Genomic DNA, 17,844 nt, shown 5'->3' on the forward strand with positions numbered 1-17,844 from the left:
TTGTTGCTGAATCCTCTTGGCAGTCATTTGGTGTTGCTGATAACAATCTGTTTTTGAATGAATAAAATATATTAATGTCTGCTATCTAGATTTTCACCCCTTTGATACAAATTTCTTATATTTAAAAGAAGATTTGCCAGCCTGCGGCAGCTATTAAATATCTATATATTTATGTGTTGATAATGATTTATCCCAGCTCGCCCAACTGTCGTTTAGCCTCAAATAAACCCACAGCGGCGCTGACGGAGAGGTTCAAACTCCTGACTCCAGGCTGGCTCATAGGAATAAAAAGTGTGGCGTCGCAGGCATCCAAGACGAATTGGGGAATGCCTACAGTTTCCGAGCCAAACATCAGCCAGTCGCTGGGCTGAAATTGGAATTGCGCGTAACTGTATCGCCCGCCAGTGCTGAATCCGATCGATCGTCCCCCGCGCTGCTGCCGACAGGCCTGAAAAGCCGCTAAGTCTTCGTGGCAGTGGAGATTGACGTAGGGCCAGTAATCTAAGCCGGCCCGTTTCAGGTAGCGATCGCTAATTTCAAACCCCAGCGGGCCGACTAAATGCAGTTCGGTGCCTGTGGCAGCGCAAGTGCGGGCGATATTGCCAGTATTTGGGGGGATTTGCGGGTGAATCAAGACAAGTTGGGGCATGAAGCTAATTAAAAGGAAAAAATACAGCTATTGAGAAATTTCTCCAACCACCCAAAGGTAGATCTAGCTTATAGCTTTTATTTATAACCTTTGTCGAGCTCCATTGATTAAATATTCTGATTTGTTTTTGGGCGTCGCTCTGCAACTTTTTTCAGGGAGGTTCGGGCTATTTGTATTATTGGCTGAGTACGCATAGCCAGGGGGCTAGTGAAAGCCCCCGTTATAATAACGGCGGGTACTTCAGGCAGCTAACTGGGCGCACAAGTTGTCTTCGAGCTCCCATTCTTGGTGAGCCATCCCCTGAATTCCTTGGAGAATAATACTGCGGGTGTCCGAACCGCCCTCGTGTAGCTTCAACCACTGCTGCGCCGTGTTGCCTTCCCGGAGAATCTTTTTGAGTGGCGAGAGAAAGCAGCTAAAGCCGCGTTTTTTGGCTATAGGCCACACTTCTCGGTAAATTTCCTCAATCCAATCTCGTGCCAGAATAGTTCTGCCGTCTTGCCAATGGGTGAGTTCGGCATCCAAACTTTGCCGGGATGCAGCAATTTCGTTGGCGTCTGTGAGGGCAACTAAGTCTTCGTTACGGGTAGCCGCCGGCAAGGTGCTGAGTTCTAAAGGGTCTAAGCTGGGGTCTTCCATCATCTGCCAAATGCGAGCTTCTAGTAAGGCAGTGATGGCTAACAAAGCCAGAGGATTGACTTCGAGGTCGCAAATTCTCAGTTCGAGGCGGTTGAGACAGTAGGGGCGGCGATCGCCATTGGGCCGCACGGCAGACCACAAATGGCGGACATTTTGCATGGTGCCGAGTTCTAGCTGTTCTTCAGTCCACTGAATGTAATGCTTGTGACTTTCAAACAGGGGGACGATGGCGGGAGTTTTGGGAAACAAACCCCACCGAGTGGAATGATAGCCCGTGACTTCGCCGTCGAGGAAGGGGGAAGAGGCGCTCAAGGCCAGGTACAGCGGTGCTTCGACGCGGGCGAGGCGGATGGCCCGCATCAGCATTTCTGGTTGGGAGATGCCGATGTTGATGTGAATGCTGGCGGTGACGACTTTGGTGCCGTAGGTTTGCTCGATGTAGGTGTGGTAGGGGTTGTTGGGATCGGATCTGTAAAATTGATCGCTACCTCCGAGAGACAGGGTACTTCCCGGCAGCAAGGTATAGTCGCCCAATTGTTTTAAATACTCCCGCAACCGGACTCGCGGCTTGACTAAGGCGCACAACAGGCGATCGTAGCTGCACAGCGGGGCGGTCGTGTACTCCACATTACGGCTATCAGGCTCCCGGACAAATCCGTCTAGATCGGCAACTATGCGATCGGAGAGACCGACAACCTCACCTTCGGGAGTGCCGGTATACATTTCTACTTCAAAGCCTTTTGATAGCAGCACGTTTGTTCCTCAGCTAAGTTGAGTGCTAGTTTCAAGTATCCCAAAAATTGACCTGTTCATACTATCTTCCACGAGGCAGAGTTGAAATTTTTCGCGACTGGCAGGGAAACTCCGTTTTTCGGCGCCGGCAAGTTTGAGCGTTTGTGTTTTAGTTGCGATCGGACTGCCACGACACATACTGCCATCGCAAAGAGTTTCCGAGGCGGTTTTAGACTCAGAAAGGCTGTTTGTTCGATCGCGAGCGTGTTTCATTGGGTATTCGTGACGATCGAACTTATGGTGAATAGAACCCACTCCTACCTCAGTTCGGCATCTGTTTTCTGCCTTGAGGGGGATAGCCGCAGATATATCTTGGGTGCGATTCTAAAAGAGGGCTCTGCAATATTTTTGAGCTCTAGTATTAACCCCTAAAAATCCCTGTGAAAGAGCAAGAAAGAACCCCTCCCAATTTTTGGAATATGCTAAGCAATTTAGCCTTAGTCCGGTTTTTGCTTTTATTTGCTTCTGGTTGGGCTGGACTGCAACTTTTAGCTTACTTTGAAACAGCAGTCGCGGTTTTCACCATTGCTGCCCTCGTGGCTTTTTTGCTCAACTATCCGGTGCGAACTCTCCAGAGATTTTTACCGCGAAGTTTAGCTGTCGCCTTCGTTGTCTTGCTCACCATTTTAGTTTTTGGCGGTCTCACCGTCACGGTAGGCGTCACTCTTTTATCTCAGGGGCAGCAATTAATTGACAGCATGACTGAATTTCTGAATGCTCTGGCGCCTCTGTCCGAGCGCCTGGAAACATTCCTGCGGGCGAGAAACCTGCAAGTTAACCTGCGAGTTATTGAGGAACAACTGCGAAATCAAGCTTTGGCAGGAGTTGTTTCGAGTATTGCTTTTTTACAAGTATTTTTAACCAATTTATTGAATTTAATATTAATTATGGTCGTGGCTTCTTTCATGTTACTTGATGGAGAGAGGCTGTGGGTGTTGGTTCTCAAATTTATACCCCGACACCTGCACAGGCGTTTAAGTTTAACAATAGAGCGAAACTTTTTAGGATTTTTTCAGGCCCAAATTTTGTTAATGTTATTTTTGACAACAGCAAGTTTTTTAATTTTTCTGCTGTTAGATGTGAAATTTCCCTTGATTTTAGCCTTTATTATCGGATTGTTTGATTTAGTTCCAGGGATCGGAGCGACGCTGGGAATTAGCTTAGTTTGTTTTATTGTATTGTCTCAAAATGTGTGGCTATCTTTAAAAGTATTGGCAGCTTGCATTGTTTTGCAGCAAATTCAAGACAACTTTATTCATCCGAGACTGATGCAAAATTCGCTTAACCTCAACCCGGTAGTGGTATTTTTTGCACTGTTAGTGGGGGCAAGAGCCGCAGGACTTCTAGGTATATTTCTGGCTATTCCCCTAGCGGGAGTGATAGTTAGCTGGTTTGACATTGAAGAAATGCAAGCGGAAGGTTAATTGATACGGCTATCGTATTTTATATCAAATCCGGCTGAAAAATTCGGTCTTAACCTGCCCCGTAGAAGTCCCATGCTTCAAAAAAAACTCTCCTGTGCCGCAAGCGACACTAAAACTAAAGAGAAAAAAGCAATGTAGGGTACACCTTACTGCCTAAAATTAATGAATAAATTGCAAGTCGGTAGGAAATCTTTCTTCTTCTGGTTCGGGATCGTAAATGTAATCGCAGTCAAAGCGCAGAGCTTGAGAGTGGCGGCTGATAGAAAATCCGCAATTACTCACCATTTCTGTAGTAAAAGTTGCCATGACTAACTCAATGAGCTTTCTGTAGGAAATGTTAGGCAGTTGAACGTAATAAGTGCGTCTGGCAAAAAAAATTCTCTCATCTTTCGGTAGAATTATGCCATTAATTCTGTGTGCGTGTTGAATCGGCTTGATATAGGTTTCAATAAACTGGGACTGATTTTTTTGCAGTCTCGCTAATCTTTCGTGTTGCAACCAGCTCATTTGAAACACAATTTTAATAAATTCAAAGCCCAAAATGTAGTTAAAAACATTATTGCGTTCTTCTGTACTCAAGACGAAGCGGAGTGCAGATTCTAAATATTGGTCAGTTTCTCGCCGCGATTGTTGAGATGAGTGGATATAAAATTGTTTGATGTAGCTTCTTAAATCTGATTCGTTTAATTGTTTTTTGACTCGAAATCTGATTAAATACTCTTTGACTCGGTGTAGAGTATCTACATCTTCAAACATTTTTGAGACTAAACCGTCGGCTGTATAATCATCTAAAAATTCTGCTTGCAAGTCGGGAGTAGATGCACACAATATGTAGCAGAGGGACAGGACATAGCGCCGTTGGTTCCAAGGCAAGCTTTGGGCCCAATCTTTAACTTCTACAGGGAGCTTTTGGAACACCGTATCTGTGTGAGGGATTTGAGCAAGGTCGGCATATTTATGTTTTTGTTTAATCATTGCCTGAAACCTTATATTAGTAAGTATAAAGAGCAGTAGAGCGCAGATTATGGGAGGGGGAAGCTGCGACGGAGGGTTGCAAGTTATTCTGTCTTATTTTATTGCCATCTATCTAAATATACATTCTGTAGGGAAGAGCGGGCGTGATCTGTCTCACACTTTTGCGGATTTTAAATCACAAATGCTAGCTCTTCGCATCACATTTGGGGGCGGCGAGTGTCACGGATAAAACTTATTCACGTCACTGGAGCAGCAGCGGGTTTCGTTGATGATTAAGTCGGGTGATTCATAAGTTTTTGTTAGTAATGATTACTGAGATCAATCATGAACTTGACTACAAGTATTTTCCTGAAAAATCAGTACCAAGACTTAACTTTTCGCGATCGCCCCGCCCGCCTCGTGCAACCAGTGCGACAGTGCCTCGATAGCATTGCAGTGGGAGAGCCCTCAATAACTCCGTGGTGTGCCAACTTATACTCGCCCGCTGTTCTTGTGAGAGAGATATTCCGTTATGGGGACACCATCTTTTCTACATACCGCCTATGTGCAAGCTTAATCCTGTGTATGAGGAATTAATGGGTTTACGCTTTCGCTCGCTCTCGTTTTTGGGCGGGGTCAGCCAAAACAGAGACAAGTTTCCGACAACAGTGGTAAGCAACCCAAAATTTTAGATCCTAGTTCCCGCCGCCAGATGTATCTGTGGAGTAAATCTAAAATCTAAAATCGACTGAGGTATGCGCGGAAGATGTAACACGGTACTGCTGATTGAGGGGTGTCATACCTCGATCGCCCCTTGATATCAATTATTTATGGGGTATGTCGCTCTGGTAGTTGCGAGAGCCATAATTTAAGCCATAATTGTTGATAATATCGATGGATGCCTCTCGATAGGAGCGGGTATCCATTGTGGCGCTTAAGCCAAAAATAACATCAAACGCTAGCAGCAAAAACAATAACTATAAAAATAATTTAATAATTTACGTGGACTCAGGGAAGTGAATATGTTTAACGCAACTGAACTGCTGATTAAGGCTTTTGTCAATCGCCTGATTGAAGGCTACCGCCACACTTATGGCGGGTTTAAATCTGACTATGGAGAGATTATTGCTTGGGTGGCGAGTATGGCTTTAGAAAATATTGCTAATAGCGATGCTCTTTACCACAATGTCGAACACACTATTTTAGTAACCTTGGTGGGACAAGCAATTCTGGGTGGGAAGCACATCCGCGAAGGGGGCGTTTCCTGCGAAGATTGGCTGCACTTCCACATTGCTTTGCTATGTCACGATATCGGGTATGTTAAAGGTGTTTGCAGGCAAGATAGAACAGATTTGGGACTGTATGCGACGGGAATAGGCGACCTGAAATTAACGCTGGCTCCGGGGGCGACGGATGCTAGTTTGATGAATTATCATGTCGATCGCGGAAAAATGTTTATTGACGAGCGTTTTGGCGGTCATAAACTGATTGATGCTGAGCTGGTTAAGCGTAATATTGAGCTAACTCGTTTCCCGGTTCCGGCCGATAAAGATTATCAAGATACGGTAAATTATCCGGGCTTAGTTCGCGCTGCTGATTTAATTGGTCAGTTGAGCGATCCGCGATATTTGCAAAAGATTGCTGCGCTGTTTTACGAGTTTGAAGAAACAGGGCAGAATCTGATTTTGGGCTATCAAAATCCGGGGGAGTTGCGCGATGGTTATCCGAAGTTTTATTGGAATGTGGTTTATCGGTATGTGAAGGATGCGATCGGCTATTTGGAACTGACACAGCAGGGGAAACAAGTAGTTGCTAATTTAAGTGCAAATGTGTTTCGGGTGGAGCATTCTCAGGTGTCCGAGTCTGCGGTGGCTGTAGTTAGCTAGGGTTTGGGTAGATGCCGGGCGATCGCTCTTTTTTGGGATAAGTAGATCGCTCTAGTTAAATACTGCTGCATAGTCAGGATAGCTGAGATGTTGCACCATTCTCAATAATCCTTTCAGGGCGGGAGCTCCTGCCCACCCACAAGAAAATCAACTCTTTGTCGAACCGGCTCGAAAGCCTGTGCGAGCCAGAATGGTGCAAGATGTGAGGATAAACGGCTTGCACAAGGATTACAACACGAATTGTAGCAAGTAATGCAGCAAGGAATGAGAGAAAATGCTCGGGAAATTTCTAGGCAACTTCTCAATCTACTTGACAATCAAAGCATTACTCAAACAACTGGTTTGAGGGTTGAAGATATCCAAAATTTGCGGGAGGAATGAAAGGAAGGAAAAAAGGACGATCGCACAATTAGTACACCTTTTCTCATTACCAGGCTTAGCCTGGTAGCGCAGGTTTTTGAGGCTCGGCCTCTTGGATTGATAATTCCGCTAAATATTAACTCTCATCCACCTAATGCTTAAGGATGAGTCTGCCCTCCCTCTAAAGGAAGATTTCTTTAAACGAGTAAATTCCGTATGATGCTGTAAAAGTCAGTCCGAGGGTAAAGCTATTTCCGACTTGAGCTCCCAATAACTGACCAATCTTACAATATAAAAAAATACATCTCATGACACCAGTCAGTCCCAATCAAACTTCCTCTCAATACGAAGTTACAGAAGCAGAAGAAAAAATTGAGTCTCTGGTAGAAGAAGTTAAGCCCGAAAGCGAAATCGATTTAGAATTCCTCTACACCAGAGACATTGAATTTCGCCAAGAAACAATTTATTTCATTGTAGTCGATCGCTTTTACGACGGCGACCCCGCAAATAACGAAGGGCCAAACCCAGAACTTTACGATCCAGAAGGGAAAGATTGGGGCAAATATTGGGGCGGCGACTTGCAGGGAGTTATTGACAAACTCGACTACTTAAAAGATATGGGTGTTACCGCAGTTTGGCTGACGCCACTGTTCGAGCAAGTAGAAGCATTATTTGTCGAACAAGCTGCTATTCACGGCTACTGGACTAAAGATTTCAAGCGACTAAATCCCCGCTTCATCGCCACAGACGACAATCCTTCTATTAACCAAACACAAGAAAGTAAAGATACGGTATTTGATAAGTTAGTACACGAGTTGCACCAGCGAAACATGAAACTCGTGCTCGATATTGTCTGCAATCACAGCAACCCAGATTTTAGTGGTAAAAAAGGGGAACTCTACGACGACGGCGTAAAAATAGCTGACTTTAACGACGATGAAGATAACTGGTATCACCACTACGGCGAAGTCACAAACTGGGAAGATGAATGGCAAGTCCAAAACTGCGAACTGTCGGGTTTAGCAACTTTCAACGAAAACAATATTGCCTACCGCAATTACATTAAGTCAGCAATTAAACAATGGCTCGACAGAGGCGTTGATGCTTTGCGGGTTGATACAGTTAAGCATATGCCTATTTGGTTTTGGCAAGAATTTAATGCTGACATTTTAGCACATAGACCTGATGTTTTCATTTTTGGCGAATGGATTTACAGCGATCCTCGAAACGATCGTTCTGTGGAATTTGTCAACGAGTCGGGGATGACTATTTTAGATTTTGGTCTGTGCGTGGCAATTCGAGAAGTATTGGGGAAAGGTGCCGACGCAGGATTTAAGTTAATCCAAGATGTCCTGAATTTGGATCACCGCTACTACGGGGCGACGGAGTTGATTACTTTTATTGACAACCACGATATGCCCAGGTTTCAGTCGTTGAATCCCGATCCAGAAATGCTGCGGTTGGCGATATGTTTAATTATGACGACTCGCGGCATTCCCTGCATTTATTACGGCACTGAACAGTATCTGCATGATGATACAGAAGGGGGAAATGACCCCTACAACCGCCCGATGATGGAAAAGTGGGATACTGATTCGCCAATTTACCGAGATGTGCGTTTGCTGTCGGGATTGCGGCGGCTTAATCCAGCTATTTCGATGGGGAGTCAGTGGCAAAAATATCTAACTGCTGATGTTTATTGTTACGTGCGCCGCTATCGCGATTCGGTGGTGTTTGTAGCGATGAATCGTGGCAATGCTGTTACAATTACAGAGGTTGATACTGAGCTGCCTGATGGAGAGCATACGGAGGTTTTATCGCGCCGTAAGTTTGAAGTTAAAGATGGGATGCTGTACAATTTAGAGCTGGGTGCGCGGGAAGTAATGATTTTTAGTCGCGTCGGAGAGCGAGTTAAGGCGAAAACTATTGTGCGGGCGCAGCTTAACAGCGTTAGAACTCAGCCTGGGGAAAGAATTGTGGTGATTGGAGATTGTCCTGAATTAGGGAATTGGGATATTAGTAAGGGTTACCCCCTGGAGTATATCAATACTAATACTTGGTTTGGGGAAATTCCTTTTAATGAAAGTGCGGGGAAATTAATTTCTTACAAGTATGCGCTGCTACGGGAAGGACTGTCGCCGTTGCGAGAAAATCTGGTTTGTCGCCGCTGGGTTTTAGTTTCGGAAGGGACTGTGAAATGGCGGGATAAGTGGGCGAGTGGACGGGAGTCTTAATAGTTTTGAGTTTTGAGTGTTGAGTAAGATAGTCATGGGTGCATCAACCGGGTTGGATGGACGAAAATACTTGTTTCAGGCTTTCGATTATGTTTTAAAAACCCAGTTGATTGAGTAGGGGTGCATAACTGCTGTGAGATTGAATTCCTAATTGCAACTCATAACTCATTACTTTTTAAAGATGACTTAGATCATCAATATTTTGACCTTCTATGTATAGCAGTAATGTGTGCATTGTGCATCCTCCGGACGTGAGTTATGGTGCGCCTCCGCGCACCTTACATTTTTATTAAAGCGATCGCAACTTCTGGGCTAAAACATCGACATAAGGTTCGCTGCTGTGCTGGTTCACAACCATTTCGTAGCCACGCTGCGCTTGAGATTCAGCTTCTTGAGGATTTTTTAGCAAATGGACGATCGCCTCGCGCACACCTGATACATCTCCCACATCTACCACTTTGGCAATATCCGGGGCCGCTAAATAATCGACCATACCTTGAGTCCGAGTAATGACGACCGGGCGCTTGCAGGCCATTGCTTCCAGCAAACCCTGCACTCCAGCAGCATATTTATTGTCCGCCAAACAAACTGCAATTACGTCTGCATCTCGGTAAAGCTGCACTAAATCCGGCCATTCGTAGAACTTGCGGGACATATTTTCTGGCATAGTATCGGGGAAAGCTTGCGATAAAGCTTTGGCATCTTTAGAAAAACCGCTAATTTTTACGTCAACATCTAAGTCAGCAGTTGCTGCTGCTAGGAGTCGGTAGTCGCGCTTTTCTAATCCGACGCTAACAACTGTTTGCCGCTTTTTCTCGCCAGAAACGGGGCCAGGTGTGAAAAACTGGGTGTCTGTCTGGTCTAGAAGCACTAAGATGCGCGATTCAGGTATAGCTAAATAGCTGCGGAGGAAGTCAGTTTGAGGGCTGGCGCAGGCCATGAACACGTCAATTTTGTCGGCTAAACCAAATAGTTTCAGGGCGACGCGGCCGCGCAGCCGATCGATATTGTGGAAATGTACAACAATTTTCGGGCGATTGGGCAATTGGCCACACACCGCCGCCACTGGAATCCCAATGTCCTCACCGTTACAAAATATCACGTCGTCGCTGCTGACTTGCTCGGACAATTTGCGGGCGGCGGCCCAATGTTCGGGCTTAGAAGAAATTTTCGATCTCAGCTTGTCACTCAACGATATCCCTTCGCCATCCGGGGCATGAACGGTGGCATTTAAGCGGTCTCTGAGGGCCCGCAGGACGTGGCGAGGGCATTTGCCGAGTTGTGCATCGCGGTCAATTCCATCTAGGTCTATTTTGCGACCTAATGCCAAATGGTATTTCAAAGTATTCTCCTTATAATCATGTTGGTGCTGCCACAAATTATCTAACCTCAGAAGATTCTATCCTCTGCTGTTGAAAGTGCTAGTGCGATCGGTCAGTCGATTTTAGATTTTAGATTTTAGATTTGAGATTTGAGTCTACAGATAAATCTGGGGGGTTCTCCCTCATGTCTAAATTTTTGTGAGTTCCACGAATCCTGTCTGGGGCTGGTATAGCAACGGCCCTCACGGTTAGGAAACCGGGTTTATGGACACCCGCGCGCAAATCCTGTACGAATCAAAAACAGTGAAACGCACCGATCGATTCCAAGGACTTAAGCTTTTATGCTGAAGTTAGCTAAAGAATTTATGTTTAACCTCATGTATATTTCTCCAGAGCAAGATCAAAAAATTCGCTACACCATGCGCGAGTGCGGTCAAGAAGCTTACAAGCTAGCAGCCGAACCTTTTGAAGTTTCCGAGAAAGGGCCCAACGACTACGTGACGAGTATCGATCAATACCTAGACCGACAACTATCGGCAGCATTTAGCGCTTTGTTTCCTGAAGACGGCAGGATCACCGAGGAAAACGCCGCCTCCAGAACAGCTTACTGCGCCAATTATCAGCGCCTTTGGTGCATCGATCCCCTCGACGGGACTGAAGAATTTATTCGGGGAAAACTGCACTACGCTTCGATGGTGGGGCTGCTGCTGGAAGGAGAACCGGTGGCCGGCTGGCTCTACGCCCCGGCTTTTGACCAAATGTATTTTGGGGGCAAAGATTGGGGATTGTTCCAAACTGTGGGAACCCAAGCGCCGCAGCCGATCGCGCTGTGCAAACCCCCGGCTCCGACAGCGGAAAATTGTAAAATTGTTCTCGGAGACAAAGACCAAAAAAACTACGCCCGGGCGATCGCCCAAAGCATACCCGGAGCAGAATTTTACTCGCTGGGCAGCTTTGGCTTAAAAGTGATGGAAGTTATCTTCGGTCGAGCTGGTTTGTACTTGTATCTCAACGGCAGAGTTAAAGTGTGGGATACCGCCGGCCCTCTGGCTTTAGCAAAAGCAGCCGGATTGGTGTGTTGCGATATGCAAGGTCAACCGCTGAGGTGGACTAAAGATGCGATCGAGCCGGAGACTTTGGCCCACACGCAGTCAATCGCGATCGGCTGGCCGGAATACATAGAACCTCTGTTGGGCAAAGTTCAACAGGCAGTGGCAGGCTTGTAAACCCGTTTAAGATTAAAGAATGTGCCAATTTTACGTGAACCGGGCCTCTGCACCCTTATCATCAATTAAAGGAGCAACGGATTGTTTGTGTTCCCAAACATCGATCGTTCCCTAGCTGTTGGGTGTCGCCTAATCATATTTCCCACCTCCGCGAGTTTGCATGAAGACAGAAGCTTTCAGTGAGCTATTCCCTCTATTTAAGGGTGCTAACCCAGAAACCTTGGGAGGGCTGCTATCAAATGCCGTCAAGCATGAGTATCCCCCGGGCCGAGCTGTGGTGATGGAGGATTCTTGGGGCAACGCGATTTACTTTGTCGTGTCTGGCTGGGTAAAAGTCCGGCGCTTGTCAAACGATCGAGCTGTATCAATGGCTATTTTAGGACGGGGTGCGTTCTTCGGCGAAATGGCAATTCTTGACGAATCTCCCCGATCGAATGACGTACTTGCTCTCTCGCCGGTGCGGCTGCTGAGCGTCACAGCTCAGCGATTTATCCAAACCCTGTTTAAAGACCCGCAATTGCACCACCGGATGCTGCAACTGATGGTGCGGCGACTCCGCCAAACCAATCACCGCTATCAACTCCGAAACCGCCAGCCAGCGGTTAAACTAGCAAATACTTTAGTCGAGCTGGCAGAAAACTACGGTCAGAAAACTGCTGAGGGCAAAGATATCTTCAATATTCCTTATGAAGACTTAGCGGATGTCACAGATATCACCCTAGATGAAACCAGCAAAATTATGGAAAAACTCGATAGTAAAGGTTGGATCAATATCGATCCAGACCGCCAAACTATCCATTTGATCAACCTCAAGCACTTGATTAATTTGGCAAGTCAATGACTGATGTTACTTCTTTGGATACCTCGTCCGCTGCCGGCAATTGTCAGGGGCAACTAACAGCACCGACAATTCAATATTCGGTGGCGATGCCCAATCCTGAATCCCACCTCTTTGAAGTAACTTTGCGCGTGCAAGGTTGGTCGGAGCCGGTTCTGGATTTAAAAATGCCTGTCTGGACTCCCGGTTCTTACTTGGTTCGAGAGTACGCCCGCCACCTGCAAGATTTTAGCTCCCAGGCAGGCGATCGAGCTTTACCTTGGCGCAAGCTCAGCAAAAATCACTGGCAAATCGAGACCGATTCGGTGTCAGATGTCACGGTTCGCTACCGTATTTTTGCCAACGAACTGACAGTGCGAACCAATCATTTAGACTCGACTCACGGTTATTTCAATCCGGCGGCTTTGTGCTTTTTCTTGCCCGCTTTTGAGCGCAACTGTTACACCGTGACAGTTGTGCCGCCGAAGCCGGAATGGCGCACAGTTACTGCTTTGCCGCCTGTTTCCGGGCAAAATCTTACTTTTGCTGCAGCGGATTTTGACACTCTCGCAGACAGTCCTTTTGAGATTGGCTGTCACGAAGTCTACGATTTTGAAGTGATGGGAAAATCCCACCAGCTAGTTGTTTGGGGAAAAGGCAATTTAGAACCCGAGCGCGCGATTCGAGACATCCAAAAAGTTATCGAAGTCGAGGCAAAAATGTTCGGCGGTTTGCCTTACGAACGCTATGTGTTTTTCCTGCATTTGTCCGGCTCTGGTTTTGGTGGTTTGGAACACAAGCAGTGCTGCACTCTCAACTATCCCCGTTTTAATTTTCGGGCTAAGGAAAAGTACGAACGCTTTATTCAGTTGGTGGCTCACGAGTTTTTTCACCTCTGGAATGTCAAGCGCATTCGACCGAAAGCTCTGGAAGTATTTGACTACGAAAAGGAGAACTACACTCCTTCTTTATGGTTTTCTGAAGGCACGACCAGTTATTACGATTTGGTGATTCCTTTTCGAGCTGGTATCTACAGCGTGAAAGGTTATTTCCAAAGTATGGCTAAGGAAATCACTCGCTTGCAGACGACTCCGGGGCGGAGCGTGCAGCCGGTCAGTGAGTCGAGCTGGGATGCTTGGATTAAACTTTATCGCAGGGATGCTAACAGCGACAACTCGCAGGTTTCCTATTATTTGAAAGGGGAAGTTGTTTCGTTTTTGCTCGATTTGTTGATTCGAGCCAGACACGGCAACGAGCGATCGCTCGACGATGTGATGCGTTTGATGTGGCAGCAGTTTGGCAATGCTAATTCGAGTAAAAACGACGATTTTGAACAGAAGCCGGAAACAGACGCCACGTCGGCGCATCTGACATCAAACGGACAGTTAAATTCTCCTTCGCTGCCGGCAGAAATAGGCTTTACTCCCGAAGAGTTGCAAAGTACGATCGAGTCCGTCGCCGGCATCGATTTGAGCGACTTTTTCGCGCGCTATATTGACGGCACAGAAGAGTTGCCTTACAACCAGTATCTCGAACCTTTCGGGCTGGAACTCATCGCCGGTGAAATTGACCAAACGCCTCGCATCGGTTGGATGTTGGGAGCGGAAAACGGGCGGGAAATGGTGAAATTTGTCGAAGTAGGATCTCCGGCACAATTGGCTGGAATTGATGCTGGGGACGAGTTGCTGGCGATCGAAGGTTTTCGGGTAAATGCAGAACAAGCGAGTGAGAGGCTTAAAGATTATCAGCCGGGGGACACAATAGAGGTGACGGTTTTTCACCAAGACGAACTGCGGACTTGTCGTGTTACTCTCGCCCCGCCGCGGCCGACGCGCTACTCGATCGTGCCGGTGGAACAGCCCACCGCTATTCAGAAACAAAACTTTACTGGATGGCTGGGAGTTCCTCTATCGAAATTGTGACATAAATGAAGGGGAACGGGAAAGAAAAGACAAGAAGGAATCAGGCTCAATTCCCAATTCCCAATTCCCAATTCCCAATTCCCAATTCCCAATTACCAATTACCAATTTTGATTATGCAAACCCCACCTCCTCCATCAATTACACCCCGCCAGATGAATCTGCTGAGGATTGTTACTTCTATGGCCTGGGCTGACGGCCAACTCGCGACAGAAGAAGTTGATTTAATGCTCGATCGCTTTTGCAGTTTGTTTGCCCCAGATAGCGACGGACAACAAATGCAACAAGAACTGCGGGATTACATCATGCAAAATATCCCCCTTGACGAGTTGATCGGTCAACTAGAAACTCAAGAGGAAAGGGAATTAGTCCTGCAACTCGGCTATGAAGTGATTTCTTCTAGTTCTCGCACTCCCGACGAACCAAAAATTAACGCTGAAGAAGCTGCTGCTTATCAAAAATTAGTGCAGTTGCTGAATCTTTCAGAGGATGTGGTCAAGCGTATTGAAGCTGAATCATCGGCGGCAGATACTTCAGAGGGAATTGTAGAGAAGATGGCTCACAAATTAGAAAAGTTCATCAAAGGCTAGTTCTGGACTTGCGCGCGCTTGGCTTAAAAACCCGGTTGATTCCTAAATTTCTCGTTACTCAACCTGGAATTTTTCGTAGAAACCGGGAATAAGCCCCCCATGCCTAAGTCTTGTTAGGTAAGTATCGGAATAATAATTTTATGAGTGCAACTATTTACAACTAAATTAGAAGGGAAATAAACCGGATTGTGACTCCCAATTTCCTAGGGTATACTAACAAAAAACACGGCAAGGTTAAGAATATTTTTCATCGCCGGGAACGGTAATATAATTGGCGATCGCCCTTCCCGTGTACTGCCTTCCCCTTAACGAGAATTAGGGACTTAGGCAAAGCCTAAATCCCTAATTTATCTACCGATTTTGGGCGCTCACTGAAAGTAATATCGTTTCCCGTTGCATCGGAATAATAAAATCCAGTCAACAGTCAACACTCAACCATTCAGTTTTTCGACCCCGAGTCAACCGTCAAAAGTCAACCATCATCTCGCTCGTGTAACCGGAATAGATATTAATCCAACCAGTCATTAGTGCGGTAACTTGCTGAGGGCGTGCCAAGTTCTATAGCCGACAATTCCATCTTGCGGTAAAGCGTTGCTCAGTTGTAATTGCCGCACTGCTACATCTGTCATCGCCCCGAAGAATCCGTCAATGGAACCGAAATAGTATCCATTGATTTTCAAGACATTCTGAACAATTTTAACAGCATTACCAGAACTGCCCTTCATGACGATCGGCATATTCACAGGTGCACCAGAGTATAGTGCTTCCCAAGTGATAGAACCCACAATCCCATCTTCTTTTAAAAAGACGCGGTGTTGATAGCCTTTGACGGCGTTTTGAACTTGGACGCCGAAAATACCGTCAATCGGCCCGAAATAATATGCCCAATGATATAGAAGCTGTTGTAGTTCCTTGACAGCTTGACCTGTTGAACCCATTTGTAAAGTGGGTTTGTTTACTCCCGTGGTTTCAGCAAATGCAAGACTTGATTGAGCAGTAGTATCGGCGACGAGAGCCATAGTTTCATTGTTCAAGCTTCTTTCTTCGGTATACATAATGTGGTTCCTCTCAACATTTAAGTTTTGGTCTTTGATATTTCAGGTATAACTGGTGGGATTTGTGGATGCACAGTCACTTTTTGGAGTGTCACTCATGTGAGTGTCACTCGTTTGAGTTACCCGTTGGTTTGTCGCAAGGAATGCAAGTTGTAATATTTTTATGAGGACTTTCGTTGTCAATACAAACCAAGGGGTAAGGTGCGCGGTGGACACCTACCCAATACAAAGATGCGGGATACGCACCCTACCAACTCATGTTGATTGTTTACTCAGCAAATTCTCGCAATGTTGGAATTAAATACTGTGTCAAAGTAAAGGCATCTACTCCTAATTCCGTCCGTTCTTTGGCAGCCATGATTCCGGCTTGAGCGTGCCACCAAGCTGCTGTTGCGGCAACTGATTGGGGGGGGGATTTGCGGGCGATCGCAGTTGCTAATAGTCCCCCTAACAAGCCTGTCAGAACGTCGCCGCTGCCGCCTCTGGCGAGGGCTGGGGTGCTTTCGGGATTGAGGTAGGTTATGGTACGTGAAGCGTAGCTATCCGGTAGGGAATCGCCCTCCTCCTTCCAACTTATGCAAACTCTCGCTCCCTTGAGCAATATCGTTGCGCCGCAAAGTTGAGCTGCTGCTTGAGTTGCAGCAATTCGATCCTCGCCCGTTAGATCCGCTAAGTCGGGAAATAAACGCTTGAATTCGCCCGGGTGAGGCGTGATAATTGTCAGTGCTGAACGTTCGGACAAAATCGGGACTGTGCCGAGTTGAGCGAGGATATTTAAACCGTCAGCATCTAAAACCAGAGGTCGATCGCTCTCCAGTAAAGATTCTACAGCTATTGCAGCTTCCAATGTCAGACCTGGCCCTGCGGCGATCGCATCATAAGAACTCAAATCAATTGCTACTGGCAACTCGCTAATTGCACCGCTTTGGGTTTCGGGACATCCTATAACTAATGCCTCTGGCAACTGACTGCTCAACATCGGTTTAATCGACTCAGGAACAGCAATTGACAGCATTCCGATGCCGCTAGCTCTTGCTCCCAATGCTGCCAAAATTGCTGCTCCGCTGTAGCGGCGGGAACCTGCAATAATTAGTAAGTGACCGTTGGTGTATTTGTGCGAAATGGGCGATCGGGGTAACGGCAAATGCTGAGTTGCCGAGGCTGTTGTAATGCGTTGGAGTGCTGGCGTTTCGCCCAATATTGCTGCAATATCTGCTGCGGGAATATCAAAATCAATTAATTCGGAACTGCCGATATATTCTAATGCTCGGTCTTGCATAAATGCCATTTTCCACAAACCCAAACATAATGTATGTTTTGCCCGGATTGCCGTTCCCAAAACTTCTCCGGTATCTGTATGAATTCCCGAGGGAATATCTATACTTAAAATTGGTATATTTAAGTTATTTATTTCCTCAAGGGCTGCGGCAGTGGCGTTAATAATTTCTCGTTCTAATCCAAATCCAAATAAACCATCTACGAGCAAATGGCAGTTTTTCAGCGCTTCAATTTTGTCAATAAATGGAATATTTAAACAACGCGCATAATCAGCGTGATTTTTTGTTAGTTCTTTGAGTTTAGAAAAGGGGCAGTAAATAACTACTTGGAATCCTTGAAAGTGCAATTCGCGGGCAACAACCAAAGCATCGCCGCCGTTGTGTCCCGGCCCAACCAATACGCCGATAACTGGGAATTGAGAATTAACAAGATTTTTTCCTTCTTGCCTTTTCCTTCTATCCGTTAAATCCCGTACACTGCCCGTTGCCGAACTTCCTTCCGCTTTCAAAAGCGTCTGAATGCGTCTAGCAATCAGTCCCGCGACTTTTTCCATTAAAGCTGCGACTGGCATTCCAGCAGCAAAGATTCTCGTTTCTATTTGCCGCATTTGGTCGGCGGTCACAACAAATTTTTGAATAGTCATTTCGATTACAGTGGTGGTAAGCTTTCAGCTAACAGCAGCAGTCGCAGTTTGTAGT

15 protein-coding genes are annotated in these 17,844 nt (G+C 46.2%); 8 read left to right on the forward strand and 7 right to left on the reverse strand.

The genetic code is table 11. The annotated features are described in order from the left end of the window. Nucleotides 1–187: 187 nt before the first annotated feature. The 3 genes from QUA71_RS00210 to QUA71_RS00220 form a co-directional block, all read right to left on the reverse strand. Nucleotides 188–649 (reverse strand): tRNA (cytidine(34)-2'-O)-methyltransferase, encoded by a 462-nt coding sequence (locus QUA71_RS00210; protein ID WP_190663490.1) that lies wholly within the window; start codon nt 647–649, stop codon nt 188–190. Nucleotides 650–889: 240 nt separating this feature from the next. Continuing rightward, the gene (gene gshA / locus QUA71_RS00215) at nt 890–2,041 is read right to left on the reverse strand and encodes a glutamate--cysteine ligase (protein WP_333280747.1); all 1,152 of its coding nucleotides are present in this window, start codon (nt 2,039–2,041) and stop codon (nt 890–892) included. A 9-nt stretch (nt 2,042–2,050) separates the two neighbouring features. Continuing rightward, nucleotides 2,051–2,335: a hypothetical protein gene (locus QUA71_RS00220; RefSeq protein ID WP_333280750.1), complete on the reverse strand. Its 285-nt coding sequence runs from the start codon at nt 2,333–2,335 to the stop codon at nt 2,051–2,053. A 125-nt stretch (nt 2,336–2,460) separates the two neighbouring features. On the opposite strand from QUA71_RS00220, the gene QUA71_RS00225 reads away from it, so the two are divergent. Next, nucleotides 2,461–3,504 (forward strand): AI-2E family transporter, encoded by a 1,044-nt coding sequence (locus tag QUA71_RS00225; RefSeq protein WP_006631735.1) that lies wholly within the window; start codon nt 2,461–2,463, stop codon nt 3,502–3,504. Between the two features lie 159 nt (nt 3,505–3,663). Here the strand turns inward: QUA71_RS00225 and QUA71_RS00230 are convergent, their stop codons facing one another. After that, nucleotides 3,664–4,479, reverse strand: a complete 816-nt coding sequence (locus QUA71_RS00230) for a cobyrinic acid a,c-diamide synthase (RefSeq protein WP_333280755.1) — start codon at nt 4,477–4,479, stop codon at nt 3,664–3,666. A gap of 461 nt (nt 4,480–4,940) precedes the next feature. Between QUA71_RS00230 and QUA71_RS00235 the strand changes: the two genes are divergently transcribed. From QUA71_RS00235 to QUA71_RS00245, 3 genes are all read left to right on the forward strand, one after another. Then, nucleotides 4,941–5,150 (forward strand): Mo-dependent nitrogenase C-terminal domain-containing protein, encoded by a 210-nt coding sequence (locus QUA71_RS00235; protein ID WP_333281252.1) that lies wholly within the window; start codon nt 4,941–4,943, stop codon nt 5,148–5,150. Nucleotides 5,151–5,480: 330 nt separating this feature from the next. Continuing rightward, the gene (locus tag QUA71_RS00240; protein WP_333280757.1) at nt 5,481–6,344 is read left to right on the forward strand and encodes an Npun_R2479 family HD domain-containing metalloprotein; all 864 of its coding nucleotides are present in this window, start codon (nt 5,481–5,483) and stop codon (nt 6,342–6,344) included. Between the two features lie 668 nt (nt 6,345–7,012). Continuing rightward, nucleotides 7,013–8,938: an alpha-amylase family glycosyl hydrolase gene (locus QUA71_RS00245; RefSeq protein WP_333280760.1), complete on the forward strand. Its 1,926-nt coding sequence runs from the start codon at nt 7,013–7,015 to the stop codon at nt 8,936–8,938. A 289-nt stretch (nt 8,939–9,227) separates the two neighbouring features. Here QUA71_RS00245 and QUA71_RS00250 read toward each other — a convergent pair whose 3' ends face one another. After that, nucleotides 9,228–10,280 carry a glycosyltransferase family protein gene (locus QUA71_RS00250; RefSeq protein ID WP_333280763.1) on the reverse strand — a complete coding sequence of 351 codons (1,053 nt, stop codon included), beginning with the start codon at nt 10,278–10,280 and terminating at the stop codon, nt 9,228–9,230. A gap of 321 nt (nt 10,281–10,601) precedes the next feature. Between QUA71_RS00250 and QUA71_RS00255 the strand changes: the two genes are divergently transcribed. From QUA71_RS00255 to QUA71_RS00270, 4 genes are all read left to right on the forward strand, one after another. Continuing rightward, nucleotides 10,602–11,486 carry an inositol monophosphatase family protein gene (locus QUA71_RS00255; protein WP_333280765.1) on the forward strand — a complete coding sequence of 295 codons (885 nt, stop codon included), beginning with the start codon at nt 10,602–10,604 and terminating at the stop codon, nt 11,484–11,486. 160 nt (nt 11,487–11,646) lie between these two features. Continuing rightward, entirely contained in the window at nt 11,647–12,327 is a 681-nt protein-coding gene (locus QUA71_RS00260; protein WP_190659615.1) for a Crp/Fnr family transcriptional regulator, read from the forward strand. Continuing rightward, on the forward strand, nt 12,324–14,225 hold the full coding sequence (locus tag QUA71_RS00265; protein WP_333280768.1) for a M61 family metallopeptidase: 1,902 nt from the start codon (nt 12,324–12,326) through the stop codon (nt 14,223–14,225). The genes QUA71_RS00260 and QUA71_RS00265 overlap by 4 nt, the downstream gene beginning before the upstream one ends. Nucleotides 14,226–14,339: 114 nt before the next feature. Continuing rightward, a complete protein-coding gene (locus QUA71_RS00270; protein WP_333280771.1) occupies nt 14,340–14,813 on the forward strand; it encodes a TerB family tellurite resistance protein in 474 nt (157 codons plus the stop codon). 524 nt (nt 14,814–15,337) lie between these two features. Here QUA71_RS00270 and QUA71_RS00275 read toward each other — a convergent pair. Both QUA71_RS00275 and QUA71_RS00280 read right to left on the reverse strand, forming a co-directional pair. Next, nucleotides 15,338–15,868 carry a peptidoglycan-binding protein gene (locus QUA71_RS00275; protein WP_333280774.1) on the reverse strand — a complete coding sequence of 177 codons (531 nt, stop codon included), beginning with the start codon at nt 15,866–15,868 and terminating at the stop codon, nt 15,338–15,340. Between the two features lie 268 nt (nt 15,869–16,136). Continuing rightward, the gene (locus tag QUA71_RS00280; protein WP_333280777.1) at nt 16,137–17,789 is read right to left on the reverse strand and encodes an NAD(P)H-hydrate dehydratase; all 1,653 of its coding nucleotides are present in this window, start codon (nt 17,787–17,789) and stop codon (nt 16,137–16,139) included. Nucleotides 17,790–17,844 lie beyond the last annotated feature (55 nt).

It is taken from the genome of Microcoleus sp. MON1_C5 (assembly GCF_036701875.1).
GTDB lineage: Bacteria > Cyanobacteriota > Cyanobacteriia > Cyanobacteriales > Microcoleaceae > Microcoleus.

Bases quoted from the DNA above. Each gene is read 5' to 3' on its own strand.
- QUA71_RS00240 (WP_333280757.1), top strand. From the start codon at position 5,481: ATGTTTAACGCAACTGAACTGCTGATTAAGGCTTTTGTCAATCGCCTG.
- QUA71_RS00230 (WP_333280755.1), bottom strand. From the start codon at position 4,479: ATGATTAAACAAAAACATAAATATGCCGACCTTGCTCAAATCCCTCAC.
- QUA71_RS00255 (WP_333280765.1), top strand. From the start codon at position 10,602: ATGCTGAAGTTAGCTAAAGAATTTATGTTTAACCTCATGTATATTTCT.
- QUA71_RS00245 (WP_333280760.1), top strand. From the start codon at position 7,013: ATGACACCAGTCAGTCCCAATCAAACTTCCTCTCAATACGAAGTTACA.
- QUA71_RS00260 (WP_190659615.1), top strand. From the start codon at position 11,647: ATGAAGACAGAAGCTTTCAGTGAGCTATTCCCTCTATTTAAGGGTGCT.
- QUA71_RS00275 (WP_333280774.1), bottom strand. From the start codon at position 15,868: ATGTATACCGAAGAAAGAAGCTTGAACAATGAAACTATGGCTCTCGTC.
- QUA71_RS00265 (WP_333280768.1), top strand. From the start codon at position 12,324: ATGACTGATGTTACTTCTTTGGATACCTCGTCCGCTGCCGGCAATTGT.
- QUA71_RS00280 (WP_333280777.1), bottom strand. From the start codon at position 17,789: ATGACTATTCAAAAATTTGTTGTGACCGCCGACCAAATGCGGCAAATA.
- QUA71_RS00270 (WP_333280771.1), top strand. From the start codon at position 14,340: ATGCAAACCCCACCTCCTCCATCAATTACACCCCGCCAGATGAATCTG.
- QUA71_RS00210 (WP_190663490.1), bottom strand. From the start codon at position 649: ATGCCCCAACTTGTCTTGATTCACCCGCAAATCCCCCCAAATACTGGC.